Here is a 14,843-nt window from a genome sequence, read left to right as displayed (position 1 = left end):
TTCCCGGGAGAGTCACGAATGCAGTATCGGCCGTACCCCGGTTCTCTTTAACGCCGATGTGCACCGTCGCATGCCTTTTTTCGCACCAGCTGATCACGGCTGGGGTGGCACAGGCGTCGCGGTAGAGCCGGCTTCAGCCGGCTGGTGCAGAGATGGGTAGAGCCGGCTTCAGCCGGCTGGGTGAGGAACAGCCGACTGAAGTCGGCTCTACCGGTCGGCTCTACCGGTCGGCTCTACCCGTCGGCGTCAGCGGAGGGCGCGATCCACCGCTTCGAGCATCGCCTTGCGGGCGAACAGGAAATCCCAGTAGCTGCCGCCCAGCTGGCGCCACAGTACCGCCGAGCGCACGGCGGCCAGCAGCAGTGCGCGGATCTCCGCTACCACGCCGGCCTGGCCGAGGTAATGCGGATTGCCCTGCACCATCACCCGGGGCTTCAGGTGGCTGATGGTGTCTGCATAGACGCCGCCCAGCGTGGCCAGCACGTCCGGGTGGCCGCTGTCGCCCAATTCACGGCCTTGGCGGCTGGCGCGTTCGATGCCGGCGGTCACCTTGTCGATGGTGTCCGACTCGCTGACGAAGCGGCGCTCCAGCTGCAGCACGGCCAGTGCCAGCTTGGGCAGGATCGGGTCCTGGCCCTGGTTGCGGAAATAGTTGTGCAGCAGGCGCAGGCCGGGCTTGAGTGCCTCGCGGTCACCGTAGACGTCCTGCGGCGAGCCCGCATCGATGCGGAACACGCTGTCCATGGCCGTGCGCACGGCGGCGGCATCGGAATGGCCGGTATCGGCGATGCGGCGGACCTGCTGCAGGGCCTGGGCGATGCCAGCCAGGGCGAGGACGCGGTCGTCGACAGTAAAACTCATTCAGCAATTACCTTGAAAGGAGAAGAAGTAGGGCGCAGGCGCTGTTCCAGCGGTGCGTCGGTGGCTGCGATCACAGCGCCACCCAGGCAGACCTCGCCGTCGTACAGCACCAGCGACTGGCCGGGCGTCACCGCACGCTGGGGTCGCGGGAACGTGACCAGCAGGGTGCCATCATCGCGCACGTTGACGGTGCAGTCTTCATCGGGCTGCCGATAGCGCGTCTGCGCGGTGCAGGTGAAGCAGCGCGCCGGCGGTGCGCCGGCTATCCAGTGCGCCGTCTCGCTGATCAGCGCGGTGGACATCAGCCACGGGCTTTCCCGGTCCTGGTCGACATACAGGGTATTGGTGTCCACATCCTTGCCCACCACGTACCACGGTGCCGCAGGTCGGCCGCGTACGCCGCCGATGTTCAGGCCTTCGCGCTGGCCCAGGGTGAAATAGAAGACGCCGGGATGCTCGGCGATCTCCACGCCGTCGGGGTCGACGATGCGGCCCGTACGCGCCGGCAGGTACTGGCCAAGGAAGTCACGGAAGTCGCGCTCGCCGATGAAGCAGATGCCGGTGGAATCTTTCTTCGCGTGCGTGGGCAGCCCGGCATCGCGCGCCATGCGGCGCAGATCGCTCTTGTTGAGGTCGCCGATCGGGAACACCGTGGCCGACAGTTGCGCCTGTCCCAGCTGATGCAGGAAGTAACTCTGGTCCTTGGACCGGTCCGCCCCGCGCAGCAGCTGCCATTGGCTGCCCTGCTGGGCGATGCGCGCGTAATGGCCGGTGGCGATGCGCTCGGCGCCCAGTTCCCGCGCGGCATCCAGGAAGTGCTTGAACTTGACCTCGCGGTTGCACAGCACGTCGGGATTGGGGGTGCGCCCGGCAGCGTACTCGGCCAGGAAGTGTGCGAACACCTCCTTCCAGTAAGCGGCAGAGAAGTCGCGGAAGTGAAACGGGATCCCCAACAGGCCGCAGACCGCCACCGCATCGCGGCGGTCGTCCTCGGCGCGGCATTCGCCGCTGCCATCCTCGGCCCAGTTCTGCATGAACAGCCCGGCCACCGGTTCGCCCTGCTGGACCAGACGCCAGGCCGCGACCGATGAATCGACGCCGCCGGACACGCCCACCATGACCCTCGGCGTGCTCATGCGCCCAGCTCCTTCACCGACTGCAACGGGTAGCACTGGCCGCTCAGATAGTCAGCCAGCACCTGCCAGACCAGCGGGCTGCGCCACCGGGCCTGCTCGCCCTGCAGCTCCGCCGGGCTGAGCCACAGCGCACGCTCGATCCCCTCGTCCAGCGGCTGGTTCGCGTGGTGCTGCAGGGGCCGTGCGGCATAGCAGAAGCGCAGGAAGGCGGTGCCGTCGGGTGCCGTCCACTGGTAGCAGCCGACGAACCCGGTCAGCTCCACGTCCCAGCCGGTTTCTTCGCGTGTTTCGCGCAGGGCGGCGCTGGCCAGCGACTCCTCAGGTTCGAGGTGGCCGGCGGGCTGGTTCAGTACCAGGCGTCCTTCGATGCGTTCCTCCACCAGCAGCACGCGACCCTGGTCGACGACGACCGTGGCCACGGTGACCCGGGGTGCCCAGCGCTGCGCGATACCGTTCACTTCAGAGTTCGTCCTGCTGGGTCAGTTCCAGTTCAATGGCATCGGCGGTGCGGCTGGCCGCGTCGATGGCATCACTGAGTGCCTCGGCCGAGGCGGCGGCATCGAGCTTCACCACGAACATCGCCACCTTCTGCTGCTTCACCCAGCCGCCCATTTTGGCGTCCTGGGAATCTTCCAGCAGTCGGTTCGCCACCGCCGCCGGGAACGCGTCGGTGCTGGAGTGGTAGCCCGGCGACCACACTTCCCGCACCTGCTGGCTGCCGAACTCCTCCACCGTGGAGCGGACATAGACCAGCTGGGTGCGATCGCCTTCCACGTCGAAGACCATACGGTAATCGCCGTCGTCGTCGATCTCATAGGTGTAACCCAGCTTCTCCAAGTGGCGGGCCACCGCCTTGTCGGCTTCCTGGGCAGTGGCCGAGGCACACGTGAACAGGGCCAGCAGGGCAGTGAGGGGAAGTGTCCGTTTCATGGGAATCCTGTGAAGGGGGTGCGGCGGAATGCGGCAGATTGTGAAGCCGACTGTGTTTGTCGTCCAATCCGCCGGGGTCAGCCACTATAATAAGCGGATGCCTCGCGAGACTTCCCACGAATCCCATTCCGACCACGGCGTGCTGCTTGAACCAGCGCGGCCGGAGGTCGTGCCGCCGCCGTTCTACCAGGTGATGCTGTTGAACGATGACTACACCCCGATGGACTTCGTGGTGGACGTCCTGCAGCAGTTCTTCAGCCTGGACCTGGACCGGGCCACGCAGGTGATGCTCCATGTGCACACCCGTGGCCGCGGCATCTGCGGTGTATTTACCCGCGAAGTGGCTGAAACCAAGGTCGCCCAGGTCAACGAGTACGCACGGATGAACCAGCATCCGCTGCTGTGCACGATGGAAAAGGCCTGACGCCCAGCGGGTCATCGGCCGCCTCCGCAGCGCCCCGGATGGGTTGCTGCGTTCCATTCGCAGCGCCGCAGCCGGCCTCCCCGGTCCAGACCGGCCCCTTGCGTCCATCGCTCGTTTCCGCCTGTCCGGGCCGCGCCGCGCCTGTTCCTGCGCGCGTTTGCGCATGACGGGGCGCACGCAGGGCGGGTTCGTTGTAGCGTATGGTCAAGTCGTGCTGACGGAGCGCATGCGCCCACGCTAACGCCGTATGAACGTGGGGTTCCGCTAGGGTGATGGAAAACGTGTGGTCAGGCCGCATATTGTCTTCAACTGCCGCCGGAGTAGAGCATGTTCAGCAAAGACCTCGAACACACCATTGGCCAGTGCTACAAGCGAGCACGGGAAGCGCGGCATGAATTCATGACCGTCGAGCACCTGCTTCTGGCGCTGCTCGACAATCCATCCGCCCAGGCCGTATTGAAGGCCTGCGGTGCGGATGCAGAGCGCTTGCGCCAGGAGCTGGAGCAGGCCATCGAGGCCTCGGTCTCGCGCCTGGCCGAAGACGATGGGCGCGACACCCAGCCCACGCTGGGCTTCCAGCGGGTGCTGCAGCGCGCCGTCTACCATGTGCAGTCCTCGGGCAAGAAGGAAGTGACCGGCGCCAACGTGCTGGTCGCCATCTTCGGCGAAAAGGATTCGCACGCGGTCTACTACCTCAACCAGCAGGATGTGACCCGTCTGGACGTGGTGAACTACCTGTCCCACGGCATCGCCAAGCTGGGCGAAGAGGGCGAGTCGTCCTCGCCGGCCGATCCCGAGGGTCGCCCCGAGGCGGGCGAAGGGGAGGGCAAGGGCGATGCGCTTGCCGAGTTCGCCAGCAACCTCAACGAGCAGGCCCGCAACGGCCGCATCGATCCGCTGGTGGGCCGTGCCGATGAAATCGAGCGCACGATCCAAGTGCTGTGCCGTCGACGCAAGAACAACCCGCTCTATGTGGGTGAGGCCGGCGTGGGCAAGACGGCCATCGCGGAAGGCCTGGCGCGCCGCATCGTCGAAGGCTCGGTGCCGGAGGTGCTGGCCGATGCGGTCATCTACTCCCTGGACCTCGGCGCGCTGGTGGCGGGCACCAAGTACCGCGGCGACTTCGAAAAGCGCCTCAAGGGCGTGCTCAGTGCCCTGAAGAAGGTGCCCAATGCCGTCCTGTTCATCGACGAGATCCACACCATCATCGGTGCCGGTTCGGCGTCCGGTGGCACGATGGATGCCTCCAACCTGATCAAGCCGGCGCTGTCGTCGGGTGAGCTGCGCTGCATCGGCTCCACCACGTTCCAGGAATACCGCGGCATCTTCGAGAAGGATCGTGCGCTGGCGCGTCGTTTCCAGAAGATCGACATCGTCGAGCCGACCGTAGGCGAGACCTACGAGATCCTGCAGGGCTTGAAGCCGAAGTATGAAGAGCACCACGGCGTGACCTACGCTGACGATGCGCTGCAGGCCGCCGTCGACCTGTCGGTGAAGCACATCGGTGATCGTCTGCTGCCGGACAAGGCGATCGACGTGATCGACGAGGCCGGAGCCCGCCAGCGCCTGTTGCCGGAAGGGCAGCGCAAGGAACTGATCGACATCGAGGAAATCGAAGCGATCGTCGCCAAGATGGCGCGCATTCCGGCCAAGCAGGTCAGCGCCACGGACAAGGACGTGTTGAGGCACCTGGAGCGCAACCTGAAGATGGTGATCTTCGGCCAGGACCCGGCCATCGAGACCCTGTCGTCGGCGATCAAGCTGGCGCGCTCCGGCCTGGCCAATCCCGAAAAGCCGATCGGCAACTTCCTGTTCGCCGGTCCGACCGGTGTCGGCAAGACCGAGGTGACCAAGCAGCTGGCGCTGCAGCTGGGCATCGAGCTGGTCCGTTTCGACATGTCCGAGTACATGGAAGGTCATTCGATCAGTCGCCTGATCGGTGCGCCTCCGGGCTATGTCGGCTTCGACCAGGGCGGCCTGCTGACCGAGAAGATCGTCAAGACGCCGCACTGTGTGCTGCTGCTGGACGAAATCGAGAAAGCGCATCCGGACATCTTCAACATCCTGCTGCAGGTCATGGACCGGGGTGTGTTGACCGATACGAACGGGCGCGAGGCCAACTTCAAGAACGTGGTGCTGGTGATGACCACCAACGCCGGTGCCACCCAGGCGTCGCGACGCTCGATCGGCTTCACCAAGCAGGACCATGCCACCGATGCGATGGAGGCCATTCGCCGCAGCTTCACGCCGGAGTTCCGCAACCGGATCGATGCGGTGGTGCAGTTCCAGGCGCTGGGCTTCGAGCACATCCTGCGTGTGGTGGACAAGTTCCTGATCGAGCTGGAGATGCTGCTGCAGGAAAAGCACGTCAGCCTGTCGGCCACACCGACCGCGCGCGACTGGCTTGCCCAGCATGGCTTCGATCCGTTGATGGGTGCGCGTCCGATGGCGCGCGTCATCCAGGACAAGGTGAAGCGTCCACTGGCCGACGAGCTGCTGTTCGGCAAGCTGGTCAACGGGGGCAGGGTCACCATCGATGTGCGCGACAACGAGCTGGTGGTGGAGGCGTTTGCCGAGCCGGAGCGGTTGTTGCCTGCTACGGTGTGACGGGTGCGATGGCGGGGAATCACGGCGCAGGAGTGGCTTGGCCACCCTGCGCCGTTCCTGTTTCAGATTCCGATCAAGGACACAATCCGATCAGTGACGCGCTGGCGGAAGCGCGTGCCCACATTTCGAGCATCGGGGGACAGGTTCGACACATCATGCTTGGCATGGAGATACTGTGTCCCGTTGGCAACCATCGTCGTCTGGAAGTGGACGGCATCCACAGCGCGGCTCAGTTCCCGAACCATTGGCCCGCCGATGTTGTCCGTCGCGCAGGGCATCGTATCCACGACACTCTCTACGTCCGAGCTGATGAAGAGATCGCGGTCTACCTGGTTACGCAGGTCGCACGCATCGATGACACGCTCCGCAGCAGCGGCGATGCGCCTGGCCATTGCATCCGTGTCCAGTAAAATGCTTCCGGCGTAATAGATGATGTCCGCGTTGCTGTGGTGCCCCGGCATGCTGACGTCCATGCGCATGCCGCGCTGTGCGAGTGCCACGTAGGCAGCTCCCGGGGTGCCCGCGGCGGGCGGCTTTCCGCCTATGCTGGGGAACCGTTCCGGATGAAAGGGACGATCGAGGGCCAGCGCGTACGTCACGTCGCCCAGGCAGGCGGGGGCGACCAGTGCGGGATCGATCCCTTTGCGCTGCCTCGCGTCGATGCAGGCGGCCACCTGGTCGCCGATATACCGGCCATCGGTGCGCCTCACCGCTGGGGCTGTCCGCGCCGTGGGGGCCGCGTTGACGGCATTGCCCACTGCCGACAGGCCCAGCAATGCCAGCGCCGGTTTGCGCAGCAGCGCGCGACGCAGGGTATCCGCAGTTCCCGCCGCAGATACAACACCATCCAGCAGGCCATTGCCGATCCATTGCAGGGTGGCCAACCACCCCGGCTTTGCGGGTTCAGGCGTGGGCGTGTTGCCCGGCGTTGGCGGCGCGCGGGATGCGTCGACAGGGGTGATGGAGGGCATGCGGGCGGCATCCTTCGAAAGGGAAGGCTACTGTGCCCCCGCACCAGCGGCCACGGCTTGCATATTCCATGCACGCCAAAAGGCCAGCTCGGTGGCTGGCCTTTCTTGTCGACGCAGATGCGCCGGACCGCTTACTTCATGCGGTAGGTGATACGGCCCTTGGTCAGGTCGTACGGAGTCATTTCAACCTTGACCCGGTCACCAGTCAGAATGCGGATGTAGTTCTTGCGCATGCGGCCGGAGATATGGGCAATGATTTCATGACCATTTTCCAGGCGGACACGGAACGTCGTGTTCGGCAGCGTCTCGCTGACGGTGCCTTCGAACTCGATGGAGTCGTCTTTCGACATGTAATCCTGTGCGGTTCAGAGAGCGGCCACGGGGGCCTAAGCCGCAGCATTTTACGCACATGTCGGCGGTTTTGCAAAGATTGCGTTAACCGACAGCAGCGTGGGTATCGAGCCAGGTGCTGACGCGGGAACCACCGCTGTCGCTCAGTCGCGGCCGAGCATATCGGAGACGGGCACTGAGCCCACGGTGTGGGCCCAGCTTTCGTGCTGCCCGGGCCGCTGCACGGCGTCACGCACATGGGCGAGGAACCGGTCGCGTGGCCAGCGTTCGGCGCCCATGCGCAGCAGGTGGGGATTCTCCACCTGTGCATCAAGGACGGCCACGCCTTGACGGCGCAGCAGCGTCGCCAGCGCCGACAACGCCACCTTCGAGCCGCCACTGACGGCGCTGAACATGCTTTCGCCAAAGAACATCTGTCCGATGCCGATCCCGTAGATTCCGCCAACGAGCGTGTCGCCTTGCCACACCTCTACCGAATGCGCGAAACCGAGCCGGTGCAGGTCGACGTACGCCTTGACCATCGGCTCGCTGATCCAGGTGCCCTCCTGGCCGGGGCGGGGCGCTTGGGCACAAGCCCGCATCACCTGTTCGAAGGCGGTGTCGGCGGTGACCCTCCATTCCAGGTGCCGCAGTTGGCGGACAAACCGGCGCGACAGATGGACCCGATCCGTCTGGAAGACCATGCGCGGATCGGGCGACCACCACAGCAGCGGCTCGTCGCCGCTGAACCACGGAAAGATGCCGCCGGCATAGGCATTGAGCAGGCGGACCGGCTGCAGGTCTCCGCCGATGGCCAGCAGGCCAGCGGGCTGTTCGAGCGCCGTCTCGGCAGGGGGGAACGGGCTGTCGGCTGCATCGGCCAGACGCCAAGGGAGCTGGCGACTCATTGGATCCCGCGCACCCTGGGATCTGTCGACCGGCCTTGCTTAACCATCGTGCACATGGGGTCGACGCACCTTTCTCTGCAACCAGCGGTCAGGATAGCCGTCGACCTGTTGACCGTCGAGCGCGCGGACCGCCTGAGCGGGCTGCTGCAACCGGGCCACGGCCATCGCTCAATCCGCCGGCTCTTCGTGACGGAACGGCGCATGCTGGGCGAGTTCGCGGCGGTAGCGGCTGACCTCGGTACGCTCCTGTGCGCACCACGGCCGCAGCGCATCGGCAAAATCGGCATCGGCCATCCAGTGACGACTGCGCACCACGGTGGGCAGGAAGCCGCGCGCCAACTTGTGTTCGCCCTGCGCGCCGGGCTCGAAGCGGGTGAGGCCCTCTCGCAGGCAGTACTCGATGCCCTGGTAATAGCAGGCCTCGAAATGCAGGCCGGGCAGGGTGGCCCCGCCCCAGTAACGGCCATACAACGTGTCGCGGCCGCGCAGGCAGAGCGCCCCGGCAATGGGCTCGCCGTCCTGCTCGGCCAGGAACATCACCAGCCCACGCCTCAGCGTGCTGGCCAAGTGACGCAGGAACGGCTCGGTCAGTGCAGGGGCATTGCCGTATTCCAGGAAGGTCTGCAGGTAGAAGCGATACATCGCCTGCAGGTCGGCGCGGCTGGCCTCATCGCCGTGCACCACGCGGAAGCAGATGCCCTGGCGGGCGACCTTGTTGCGCTCCTGGCGGATGTTTTTGCGATGCTTGTGGTTCATCGCGGCGAGGAACTGCTCGAAATCCTGCCAGCCGCTGCTGTTCTGCCACTGGAACTGGATGTCTTCGCGCAGCAGCCACGCCGTGCCGAACGCGGCCTCTTCGTCGGCGCGGTGGAAGTTGATGTGCGCCGAAGACACGCCGAGCGCGGGCAGCGCTTCGACCAGGGCGGCCAGCAGGGTTGCGCGCTTGGCAGGGTCTGCGGCAAGCAGCCGAGGACCGGTCACCGGCGAGTAGGGCACTGCGCCCAGCCACTTCGGGTAGTAGTCGCGACCATGGCGCGCATACGCATTCGCCCAGGCATGGTCGAACACGAACTCGCCGTGCGAGTTCTCTTTCAGGTAGCCCGGGATGGCGCCGACCAGTGTTTCGCCTTCCCACAGCGTGAGGTGCTGCGGCCGCCAGCCCCAGTCCTCTCGCAGGCAGCCGTGCTGCTCCATGCCGGACAGAAAGGCATGGCTGACGAAGGGGTTGCTGCCGTCGTGCAGGGCATCCCACTGCGTGGCGGGGAGCGTCTGGAGGTCTTCGAGGAAACGGATCTGCGGCATGCGCACAGGATAGAGCACGGGACTGGGCCTGGGATGCCTTGGCAGTGGTGGGTCAGGTGATGTGGCTGCCCGTTGATGCGTTCCCCTGCTCGATACCTACCGGTCACTCGGATTTCTGAAGTTTCGCCATCGCGTGGCGAGCCAGAGACTGCAGATGCCACGGGTCCGCCGGGCAGAGGGGTAACGCGATGAAAAGAAATGTTGAGGTATTTGGGACGCTGCTGAGTGCACTGATGGTGACGGGGGCTTCAATGCCGCCGCAGCCGCCGCCTGACAGTGGCCACTCCATGGCCCGCAGCAGTCGGATGTCAGGGTTGCCGGTGGACATTGACGCGCTGCTGACCGAGGCAGCGCGGAACGGCGTGGCCAGCTTTCGCAGCGAGGAGCGCTCATTCGCCGAGGTGCTGATCAACGTCCATCACGACACAGCGGGTCGGCAAGTGGTCATTGACGTCTTGCGAGGCTACAGGCCGGATTACCCTGGCGCTGAGATGGAGGATTTTGAGCAGTGGGTAGGCAATAGCGTGCGGGTGCTTACCGAAAAATTCAGCCCTCCTCCGGAGATCCTGTTCCTGTACGGAGGCAAGTCGTTCGAGGCGCTGTTCCCGCTCCAGGCGCGGAGAATGGACGCTGTCAGACACCACAGCCTGCGGCGTGGCGGGCCGGGGCCTGCGGTACCGACGGTCTCCGGCGGCGACGCCGGGCGCGGGAAGTCACCCCACGCCCCGGCGACTGATAGTGAGCTGGACGCTTTGCTGACGAGGGAAGCGTTGCGGGTCCTGCGACGACTTCAGCCACTGGAAGGGCAGCGTATCGGCGGTCCTGTGCGTGCCTCAATGGACGTTGATACGGGAGCCATCACCGTGTATTTCCCCCGCGATTTTCTTCCGGCGGACCCAGAGGGAGGATTTGAAGATCAGCTGGATAATTTCCGCCACGCATTGATACACGTCAGCGCTCCCTTCGTTGACGCTACAGGCATGCAGTATCGCTATGGGGGAAGGCACCTCTACGCTTATTTTCCGAGACTCCAGCGGGAAGACGAAGCTGCCAGACTGGGCAGTCGCCGCCAGCGAGCCGTGTGGCAACTTGCTGACCGTCGCCCTGAAGCGAAAATGCGGGCGCAACGAGCGGCCTCCTTACCCGAGAAGTAACCCTTGATCGTCTGCGGGTGGCGATTGGAATGACGCTATCGATTTGGCAAGTAGCGAGTGCCTGCGCACGATACGGGTCGGCGGATGCGCGCAGATTGACTTCAGAGCGCTCGCCGCGGTGGCCGGCAGGAAGAGGGGATGTGCATGAGCAAGAACAAGTGTGTGTTGGGCCTCTTGCTTGGGCTGGCCGTTGCGGCTGGGAGTTCACCCAGTGGGGCGGTCAACCCCCGGGCGCTGGATGCGGCGCTGGATGCAGTTCTGCAAAGAGAGGCCCAGCAGTACATGGACACCTTCCGCAGGAGGCGAGGGAACTCAACCGACGTCACTATCCGGAGCTGGGCGGATCTGGAGGACAGCCTGATATACATGGACCTGGGGGCCGGAGCTCTTCCAGAGCAGGATGACGGCTCCAATGAACAGCTCGAGCAGGAGCTTGGGAGCCTGTTGCTCCATTACGCCTATCTCGCAGGCATGCCGCCGCACACGCAGATACGCGCGCTGTATCAGGGACGGCCTTATAACTTTTACTTTCCTTGATCAGCGGTGGAGTCGACTTGCGGTCGACCCCATCGCCGGCGCGCCTCAGCTCGCCTTGCCCTGCGCGTCCAGATAACGCTCGGCATCCAGCGCGGCCATGCAGCCGAAGCCGGCCGAGGTGATCGCCTGACGGTAGTGCTGGTCGGCCACGTCGCCGGCGGCGAACACGCCTTCGACCGAGGTCTGCGTCGCGTTGCCGCCCAGTCCCGAGCGGATCTCCAGATAGCCGTGGTTCATCGCCAGCTGGCCATCGAACAGGGTGGTGTTCGGGTGGTGGCCGATGGCGACGAAGAAGCCGTGGGCCTCGATGTCGCGGGTGCTGCCGTCCTGCACGGACTTCACCCGGACGCCGGTGACCCCGGCGTCGTTGCCCAGCACTTCGTCGATCTGGTGGTGCCAGACGGTCTCGATCTTGCCTGCAGCAACCTTGGCGAACAGCTTGTCCTGCATGATCTTTTCCGCCTTCAGCGTGTCGCGGCGGTGGACCAGGTAGACCTTGCGGGCGATGTTGGACAGGTACAGCGCCTCTTCGACCGCGGTATTGCCGCCGCCGACCACCACCACATCCTGGTCGCGGTAGAAGAAGCCGTCACAGGTGGCGCAGGCCGATACGCCGCGGCCCTTGAAGGTCTCTTCGGACGGGATGCCGAGGTACTTCGCCGTTGCGCCGGTGGCGATGATCAGCGCATCACACGTGTATTCGGCACTGTCACCGATCAGCTTGAACGGGCGCTGCGACAGGTCGGCGGTATGGATGTGGTCGAAGATGACCTCGGTCTCGAAGCGCTCGGCGTGTGCCTGCATGCGGGTCATCAGGTCCGGGCCCATCAGGCCGTGGGCGTCGCCCGGCCAGTTGTCCACCTCGGTGGTCGTCATCAACTGGCCGCCCTGCTGCAGGCCGGTGATCACCACCGGCTTCAGGTTGGCGCGCGCGGCATAGACGGCGGCGGTCCAGCCGGCCGGGCCGGAACCGAGGATGACAAGCTTCTGATGGCGGGAAGGCAGCGTGGTGCTCATGTAGACTCGCGAAAAGGTAAGGGGATCAAGGCGCGGCGGGGGTTTGCGCGCGCTGGGGGCAGGTCATAGAGTGATGGCAGGGGCAGGGGGATTCAACCCGCTGGCTGGAACGCGGCGATGCGCCTGATGTCCGCCGCCTTGCAGGCGGCCCACCGCGACCCTGGCCGCGCGTCCGTCAGCCGAGGGTGACGGAAAATCGACGCGCTTCGTTTATTATCAACCACTAACAGCGTATTCCAAAGGTAGTGTCCAAGGTGGCGAAGCAGGTCCCCGAACGCAGCCGATCGGCCGAAGGCAAGCCCCGTCGCCGCGATCCGTCTCCGTCTGAAAGCAATCCCACCCGTCAGCGCCTGTGGCGCGACCTGGGGCTGATCGCCGTGGCGCCGGCGTTGCTGTATCTGGTTGCCAGTCTGTTCACCTACTCGGCAACCGATCCGGGCTGGTCGCATACGGGCAGCATCGTGGCGCCGGTGCACAACATGGGCGGCCGCGCCGGGGCGTGGATCGCCGATGTGCTGCTGCAGTTGTTCGGCTACATGGCGTTCCTGCTGCCGTTGCTGCTCGGCGCGCTGGCTTGGTTCGCGATGTTCGGGCTCAAGCGCGAGGCCAAGGGCGAGAACGACCTGGATCCTGCCCTGCGGCTGGTCGGTCTGGTCGGGTTCCTGATCGCCGGCACCGGTTTCCTGCACATGCGTCTGTTCAGTGCGGAAGTAGCCTCGGCCGGCGGCATCCTCGGCAAGCTGGTCGCCAGCTCGCTCAGCGTGGGGTTTGGGGCATTGGGCGCCAACCTGTTCGTGCTGGTGCTGCTGCTGGCCTCGATCACCCTGGCGACCGGGCTGTCCTGGCTGTCGGTGATGGAGAAGATCGGCAAGGGCGTGATGTCGCTGGCACCGCTGCTGGAAAAGAAGAAAGAGCAGGCCACCGAGTGGAAGCAGACCCGCGATCTGCGTGAGGAGCGCCAGGAAGTGCGCAAGGTCGACGCCGAGGTGCGCGCCAAGCGCGAGCCGGTGAAGATCGAGCCGCGTCCGGAGCCGGTGATCGAGAAGAGTGATCGCGCCAAGCGCGACAACCAGATTCCGATGTTCCAGGGGGTCAATGGCGACGGTTCGGATCTTCCGCCGCTGGCGCTGCTGGATGATCCCAAGCCGCAGCCGAAGGGCTACGACGAAGAGACGCTGGAAACGCTGTCGCGGCAGATCGAGTTCAAGCTCAAGGATTTCCGCATCGATGCGGTGGTGGTGGGGGCCTATCCGGGCCCGGTGATCACCCGTTTCGAGATTGAACCGGCGCCGGGCATCAAGGTCAGCCAGATCAGTACGCTGGACAAGGACATCGCCCGCGGCCTGTCGGTGAAGTCCGTGCGCGTGGTCGATGTGATTCCGGGCAAGTCGGTGATCGGCCTGGAAATCCCGAATGTCACCCGTGAAATGATTTTCCTGTCCGAACTGCTGCGTTCGAAGGAATACGACAAATCGCCCAGTCCGCTGACCCTGGCCCTGGGCAAGGACATCGCCGGTCGCCCGACGGTGGCCGACCTGGCGCGCATGCCGCATCTGCTGGTCGCCGGTACCACCGGTTCGGGCAAGTCGGTGGCGGTCAACGCCATGGTGCTCAGCCTGCTGTTCAAGGCCAGCCCGAAAGACCTGCGCATGCTGATGATCGACCCGAAGATGCTGGAGCTGAGCGTCTACCAGGGCATTCCGCATCTGTTGGCGCCGGTGGTCACCGACATGAAGGAGGCCGCCAACGGCCTGCGCTGGTGCGTGGCCGAGATGGAGCGCCGCTACAAGCTGATGAGCGCAGTGGGCGTGCGCAACCTGGCCGGCTTCAACAAGAAGGTCAAGGACGCACAGGACGCGGGACAGCCGTTGATGGATCCGTTGTTCAAGCCGAACCCGGAGCTGGGCGAGGCGCCGCGTCCGCTGGAGACCCTGCCGTTCGTGGTCATCTTCATCGACGAATTCGCCGACATGATGATGATCGTCGGCAAGAAGGTCGAAGAACTGATCGCCCGGCTGGCACAGAAAGCGCGTGCCGCCGGCATCCACCTGATCCTGGCAACCCAGCGCCCGTCGGTGGACGTCATCACCGGTCTGATCAAGGCCAACATCCCGACCCGCATCGCCTTCCAGGTCAGCTCGAAGATCGACTCGCGTACCATCCTCGACCAGTCTGGTGCGGAGACGCTGCTCGGGCACGGCGACATGCTGTACCTGCCGCCGGGTACCGCACTGCCGGACCGCGTGCACGGTGCGTTCGTGTCCGACGAAGAAGTGCACCGCGTGGTGGAGCACCTGAAGGCGATGGGCCCGGCCGACTACATCGACGGGGTGCTGGACGAAGTGCAGACGATGGGCGATGGCGTGGTTGTCGGTGCCGGTGGCCTGCCGGAAACCGCGTCGTCCGGCGATGAGTCCGATCCGCTGTACGACGAGGCCTTGCGCGTGGTGACCGAGACGCGCCGCGCCTCGATTTCCGGTGTGCAGCGTCGCCTGAAAATCGGCTACAACCGCGCCGCGCGCCTGATCGAGGCGATGGAAGCGGCCGGCGTGGTCAGTTCACCCGAGCACAACGGCGACCGCACCGTGCTGGCGCCGCCGCCGCCGAAATGATCCCGACGGGGTGACGACCCAGGGTGGTCACCCCGTCCCTCCTTCATCCTTCTG

Annotated in this window: 14 protein-coding genes; 5 read left to right on the top strand and 9 right to left on the bottom strand. The window is 65.2% G+C overall.

Features of this window, described 5'->3' with window-relative positions:
* Window positions 1-246: 246 nt before the first annotated feature.
* The 4 genes from hflD to IFT58_RS00710 are packed head-to-tail and all read right to left on the bottom strand — an operon-like array spanning window position 247 to window position 2,927.
* Window positions 247-861: a high frequency lysogenization protein HflD gene (gene hflD / locus IFT58_RS00725; protein WP_188324084.1), complete on the bottom strand. Its 615-nt coding sequence runs from the start codon at window positions 859-861 to the stop codon at window positions 247-249.
* Window positions 858-1,997 (bottom strand): tRNA 2-thiouridine(34) synthase MnmA, encoded by a 1,140-nt coding sequence (gene mnmA / locus IFT58_RS00720; protein ID WP_192079368.1) that lies wholly within the window; start codon window positions 1,995-1,997, stop codon window positions 858-860. The genes hflD and mnmA overlap by 4 nt, the downstream gene beginning before the upstream one ends.
* On the bottom strand, window positions 1,994-2,455 hold the full coding sequence (locus IFT58_RS00715) for an NUDIX domain-containing protein (RefSeq protein WP_192079370.1): 462 nt from the start codon (window positions 2,453-2,455) through the stop codon (window positions 1,994-1,996). The genes mnmA and IFT58_RS00715 overlap by 4 nt, the downstream gene beginning before the upstream one ends.
* 1 nt (window position 2,456) lies before the next feature.
* The gene (locus IFT58_RS00710; protein WP_192093663.1) at window positions 2,457-2,927 is read right to left on the bottom strand and encodes a hypothetical protein; all 471 of its coding nucleotides are present in this window, start codon (window positions 2,925-2,927) and stop codon (window positions 2,457-2,459) included.
* A 97-nt stretch (window positions 2,928-3,024) separates the two neighbouring features.
* Between IFT58_RS00710 and clpS the strand changes: the two genes are divergently transcribed.
* Together clpS and clpA are read left to right on the top strand one after the other, a co-directional pair.
* The gene (gene clpS, locus IFT58_RS00705) at window positions 3,025-3,351 is read left to right on the top strand and encodes an ATP-dependent Clp protease adapter ClpS (RefSeq protein WP_188324080.1); all 327 of its coding nucleotides are present in this window, start codon (window positions 3,025-3,027) and stop codon (window positions 3,349-3,351) included.
* Between the two features lie 327 nt (window positions 3,352-3,678).
* Window positions 3,679-5,958 (top strand): ATP-dependent Clp protease ATP-binding subunit ClpA, encoded by a 2,280-nt coding sequence (gene clpA / locus IFT58_RS00700; RefSeq protein ID WP_192093662.1) that lies wholly within the window; start codon window positions 3,679-3,681, stop codon window positions 5,956-5,958.
* Window positions 5,959-6,020: 62 nt separating this feature from the next.
* Here clpA and IFT58_RS00695 read toward each other — a convergent pair whose 3' ends face one another.
* The 4 genes from IFT58_RS00695 to IFT58_RS00680 form a co-directional block, all read right to left on the bottom strand.
* A complete protein-coding gene (locus tag IFT58_RS00695; RefSeq protein ID WP_192093661.1) occupies window positions 6,021-6,929 on the bottom strand; it encodes a hypothetical protein in 909 nt (302 codons plus the stop codon).
* A gap of 131 nt (window positions 6,930-7,060) precedes the next feature.
* Window positions 7,061-7,279 carry a translation initiation factor IF-1 gene (infA, locus tag IFT58_RS00690; protein ID WP_005409596.1) on the bottom strand — a complete coding sequence of 73 codons (219 nt, stop codon included), beginning with the start codon at window positions 7,277-7,279 and terminating at the stop codon, window positions 7,061-7,063.
* A 144-nt stretch (window positions 7,280-7,423) separates the two neighbouring features.
* The gene (aat, locus tag IFT58_RS00685; protein WP_192093660.1) at window positions 7,424-8,167 is read right to left on the bottom strand and encodes a leucyl/phenylalanyl-tRNA--protein transferase; all 744 of its coding nucleotides are present in this window, start codon (window positions 8,165-8,167) and stop codon (window positions 7,424-7,426) included.
* Between the two features lie 168 nt (window positions 8,168-8,335).
* Window positions 8,336-9,469 carry a GNAT family N-acetyltransferase gene (locus tag IFT58_RS00680; protein WP_192093659.1) on the bottom strand — a complete coding sequence of 378 codons (1,134 nt, stop codon included), beginning with the start codon at window positions 9,467-9,469 and terminating at the stop codon, window positions 8,336-8,338.
* A 287-nt stretch (window positions 9,470-9,756) separates the two neighbouring features.
* Between IFT58_RS00680 and IFT58_RS00675 the strand changes: the two genes are divergently transcribed.
* Window positions 9,757-10,623 carry a hypothetical protein gene (locus tag IFT58_RS00675; RefSeq protein WP_192093658.1) on the top strand — a complete coding sequence of 289 codons (867 nt, stop codon included), beginning with the start codon at window positions 9,757-9,759 and terminating at the stop codon, window positions 10,621-10,623.
* A 144-nt stretch (window positions 10,624-10,767) separates the two neighbouring features.
* Window positions 10,768-11,160 carry a hypothetical protein gene (locus IFT58_RS00670; protein ID WP_192093657.1) on the top strand — a complete coding sequence of 131 codons (393 nt, stop codon included), beginning with the start codon at window positions 10,768-10,770 and terminating at the stop codon, window positions 11,158-11,160.
* 45 nt (window positions 11,161-11,205) lie between these two features.
* Here IFT58_RS00670 and trxB read toward each other — a convergent pair whose 3' ends face one another.
* Window positions 11,206-12,177, bottom strand: a complete 972-nt coding sequence (gene trxB / locus IFT58_RS00665; protein ID WP_188324074.1) for a thioredoxin-disulfide reductase — start codon at window positions 12,175-12,177, stop codon at window positions 11,206-11,208.
* Window positions 12,178-12,431: 254 nt separating this feature from the next.
* On the opposite strand from trxB, the gene IFT58_RS00660 reads away from it, so the two are divergent.
* Window positions 12,432-14,789, top strand: coding sequence for a DNA translocase FtsK (locus IFT58_RS00660; protein WP_188324073.1), 2,358 nt, complete (start codon window positions 12,432-12,434; stop codon window positions 14,787-14,789).
* Window positions 14,790-14,843: the final 54 nt, after the last annotated feature.

The organism is Stenotrophomonas sp. CFBP 13718 (assembly GCF_014842145.1).
Taxonomy (GTDB): Bacteria; Pseudomonadota; Gammaproteobacteria; order Xanthomonadales; family Xanthomonadaceae; genus Stenotrophomonas.
Note: the sequence above shows the minus strand (reverse complement) of the source record. Positions and strands in the feature narration are given on the sequence as shown.

What these genes read in the sequence shown, in the direction of transcription:
- IFT58_RS00695 (WP_192093661.1), bottom strand. Translation starts at nt 6,929, where the DNA reads ATGCCCTCCATCACCCCTGTCGACGCATCCCGCGCGCCGCCAACGCCG.
- IFT58_RS00675 (WP_192093658.1), top strand. Translation starts at nt 9,757, where the DNA reads ATGGCCCGCAGCAGTCGGATGTCAGGGTTGCCGGTGGACATTGACGCG.
- hflD (WP_188324084.1), bottom strand. Translation starts at nt 861, where the DNA reads ATGAGTTTTACTGTCGACGACCGCGTCCTCGCCCTGGCTGGCATCGCC.
- mnmA (WP_192079368.1), bottom strand. Translation starts at nt 1,997, where the DNA reads ATGAGCACGCCGAGGGTCATGGTGGGCGTGTCCGGCGGCGTCGATTCA.
- clpS (WP_188324080.1), top strand. Translation starts at nt 3,025, where the DNA reads ATGCCTCGCGAGACTTCCCACGAATCCCATTCCGACCACGGCGTGCTG.
- infA (WP_005409596.1), bottom strand. Translation starts at nt 7,279, where the DNA reads ATGTCGAAAGACGACTCCATCGAGTTCGAAGGCACCGTCAGCGAGACG.
- IFT58_RS00680 (WP_192093659.1), bottom strand. Translation starts at nt 9,469, where the DNA reads ATGCCGCAGATCCGTTTCCTCGAAGACCTCCAGACGCTCCCCGCCACG.
- trxB (WP_188324074.1), bottom strand. Translation starts at nt 12,177, where the DNA reads ATGAGCACCACGCTGCCTTCCCGCCATCAGAAGCTTGTCATCCTCGGT.
- clpA (WP_192093662.1), top strand. Translation starts at nt 3,679, where the DNA reads ATGTTCAGCAAAGACCTCGAACACACCATTGGCCAGTGCTACAAGCGA.
- IFT58_RS00670 (WP_192093657.1), top strand. Translation starts at nt 10,768, where the DNA reads ATGAGCAAGAACAAGTGTGTGTTGGGCCTCTTGCTTGGGCTGGCCGTT.
- aat (WP_192093660.1), bottom strand. Translation starts at nt 8,167, where the DNA reads ATGAGTCGCCAGCTCCCTTGGCGTCTGGCCGATGCAGCCGACAGCCCG.
- IFT58_RS00710 (WP_192093663.1), bottom strand. Translation starts at nt 2,927, where the DNA reads ATGAAACGGACACTTCCCCTCACTGCCCTGCTGGCCCTGTTCACGTGT.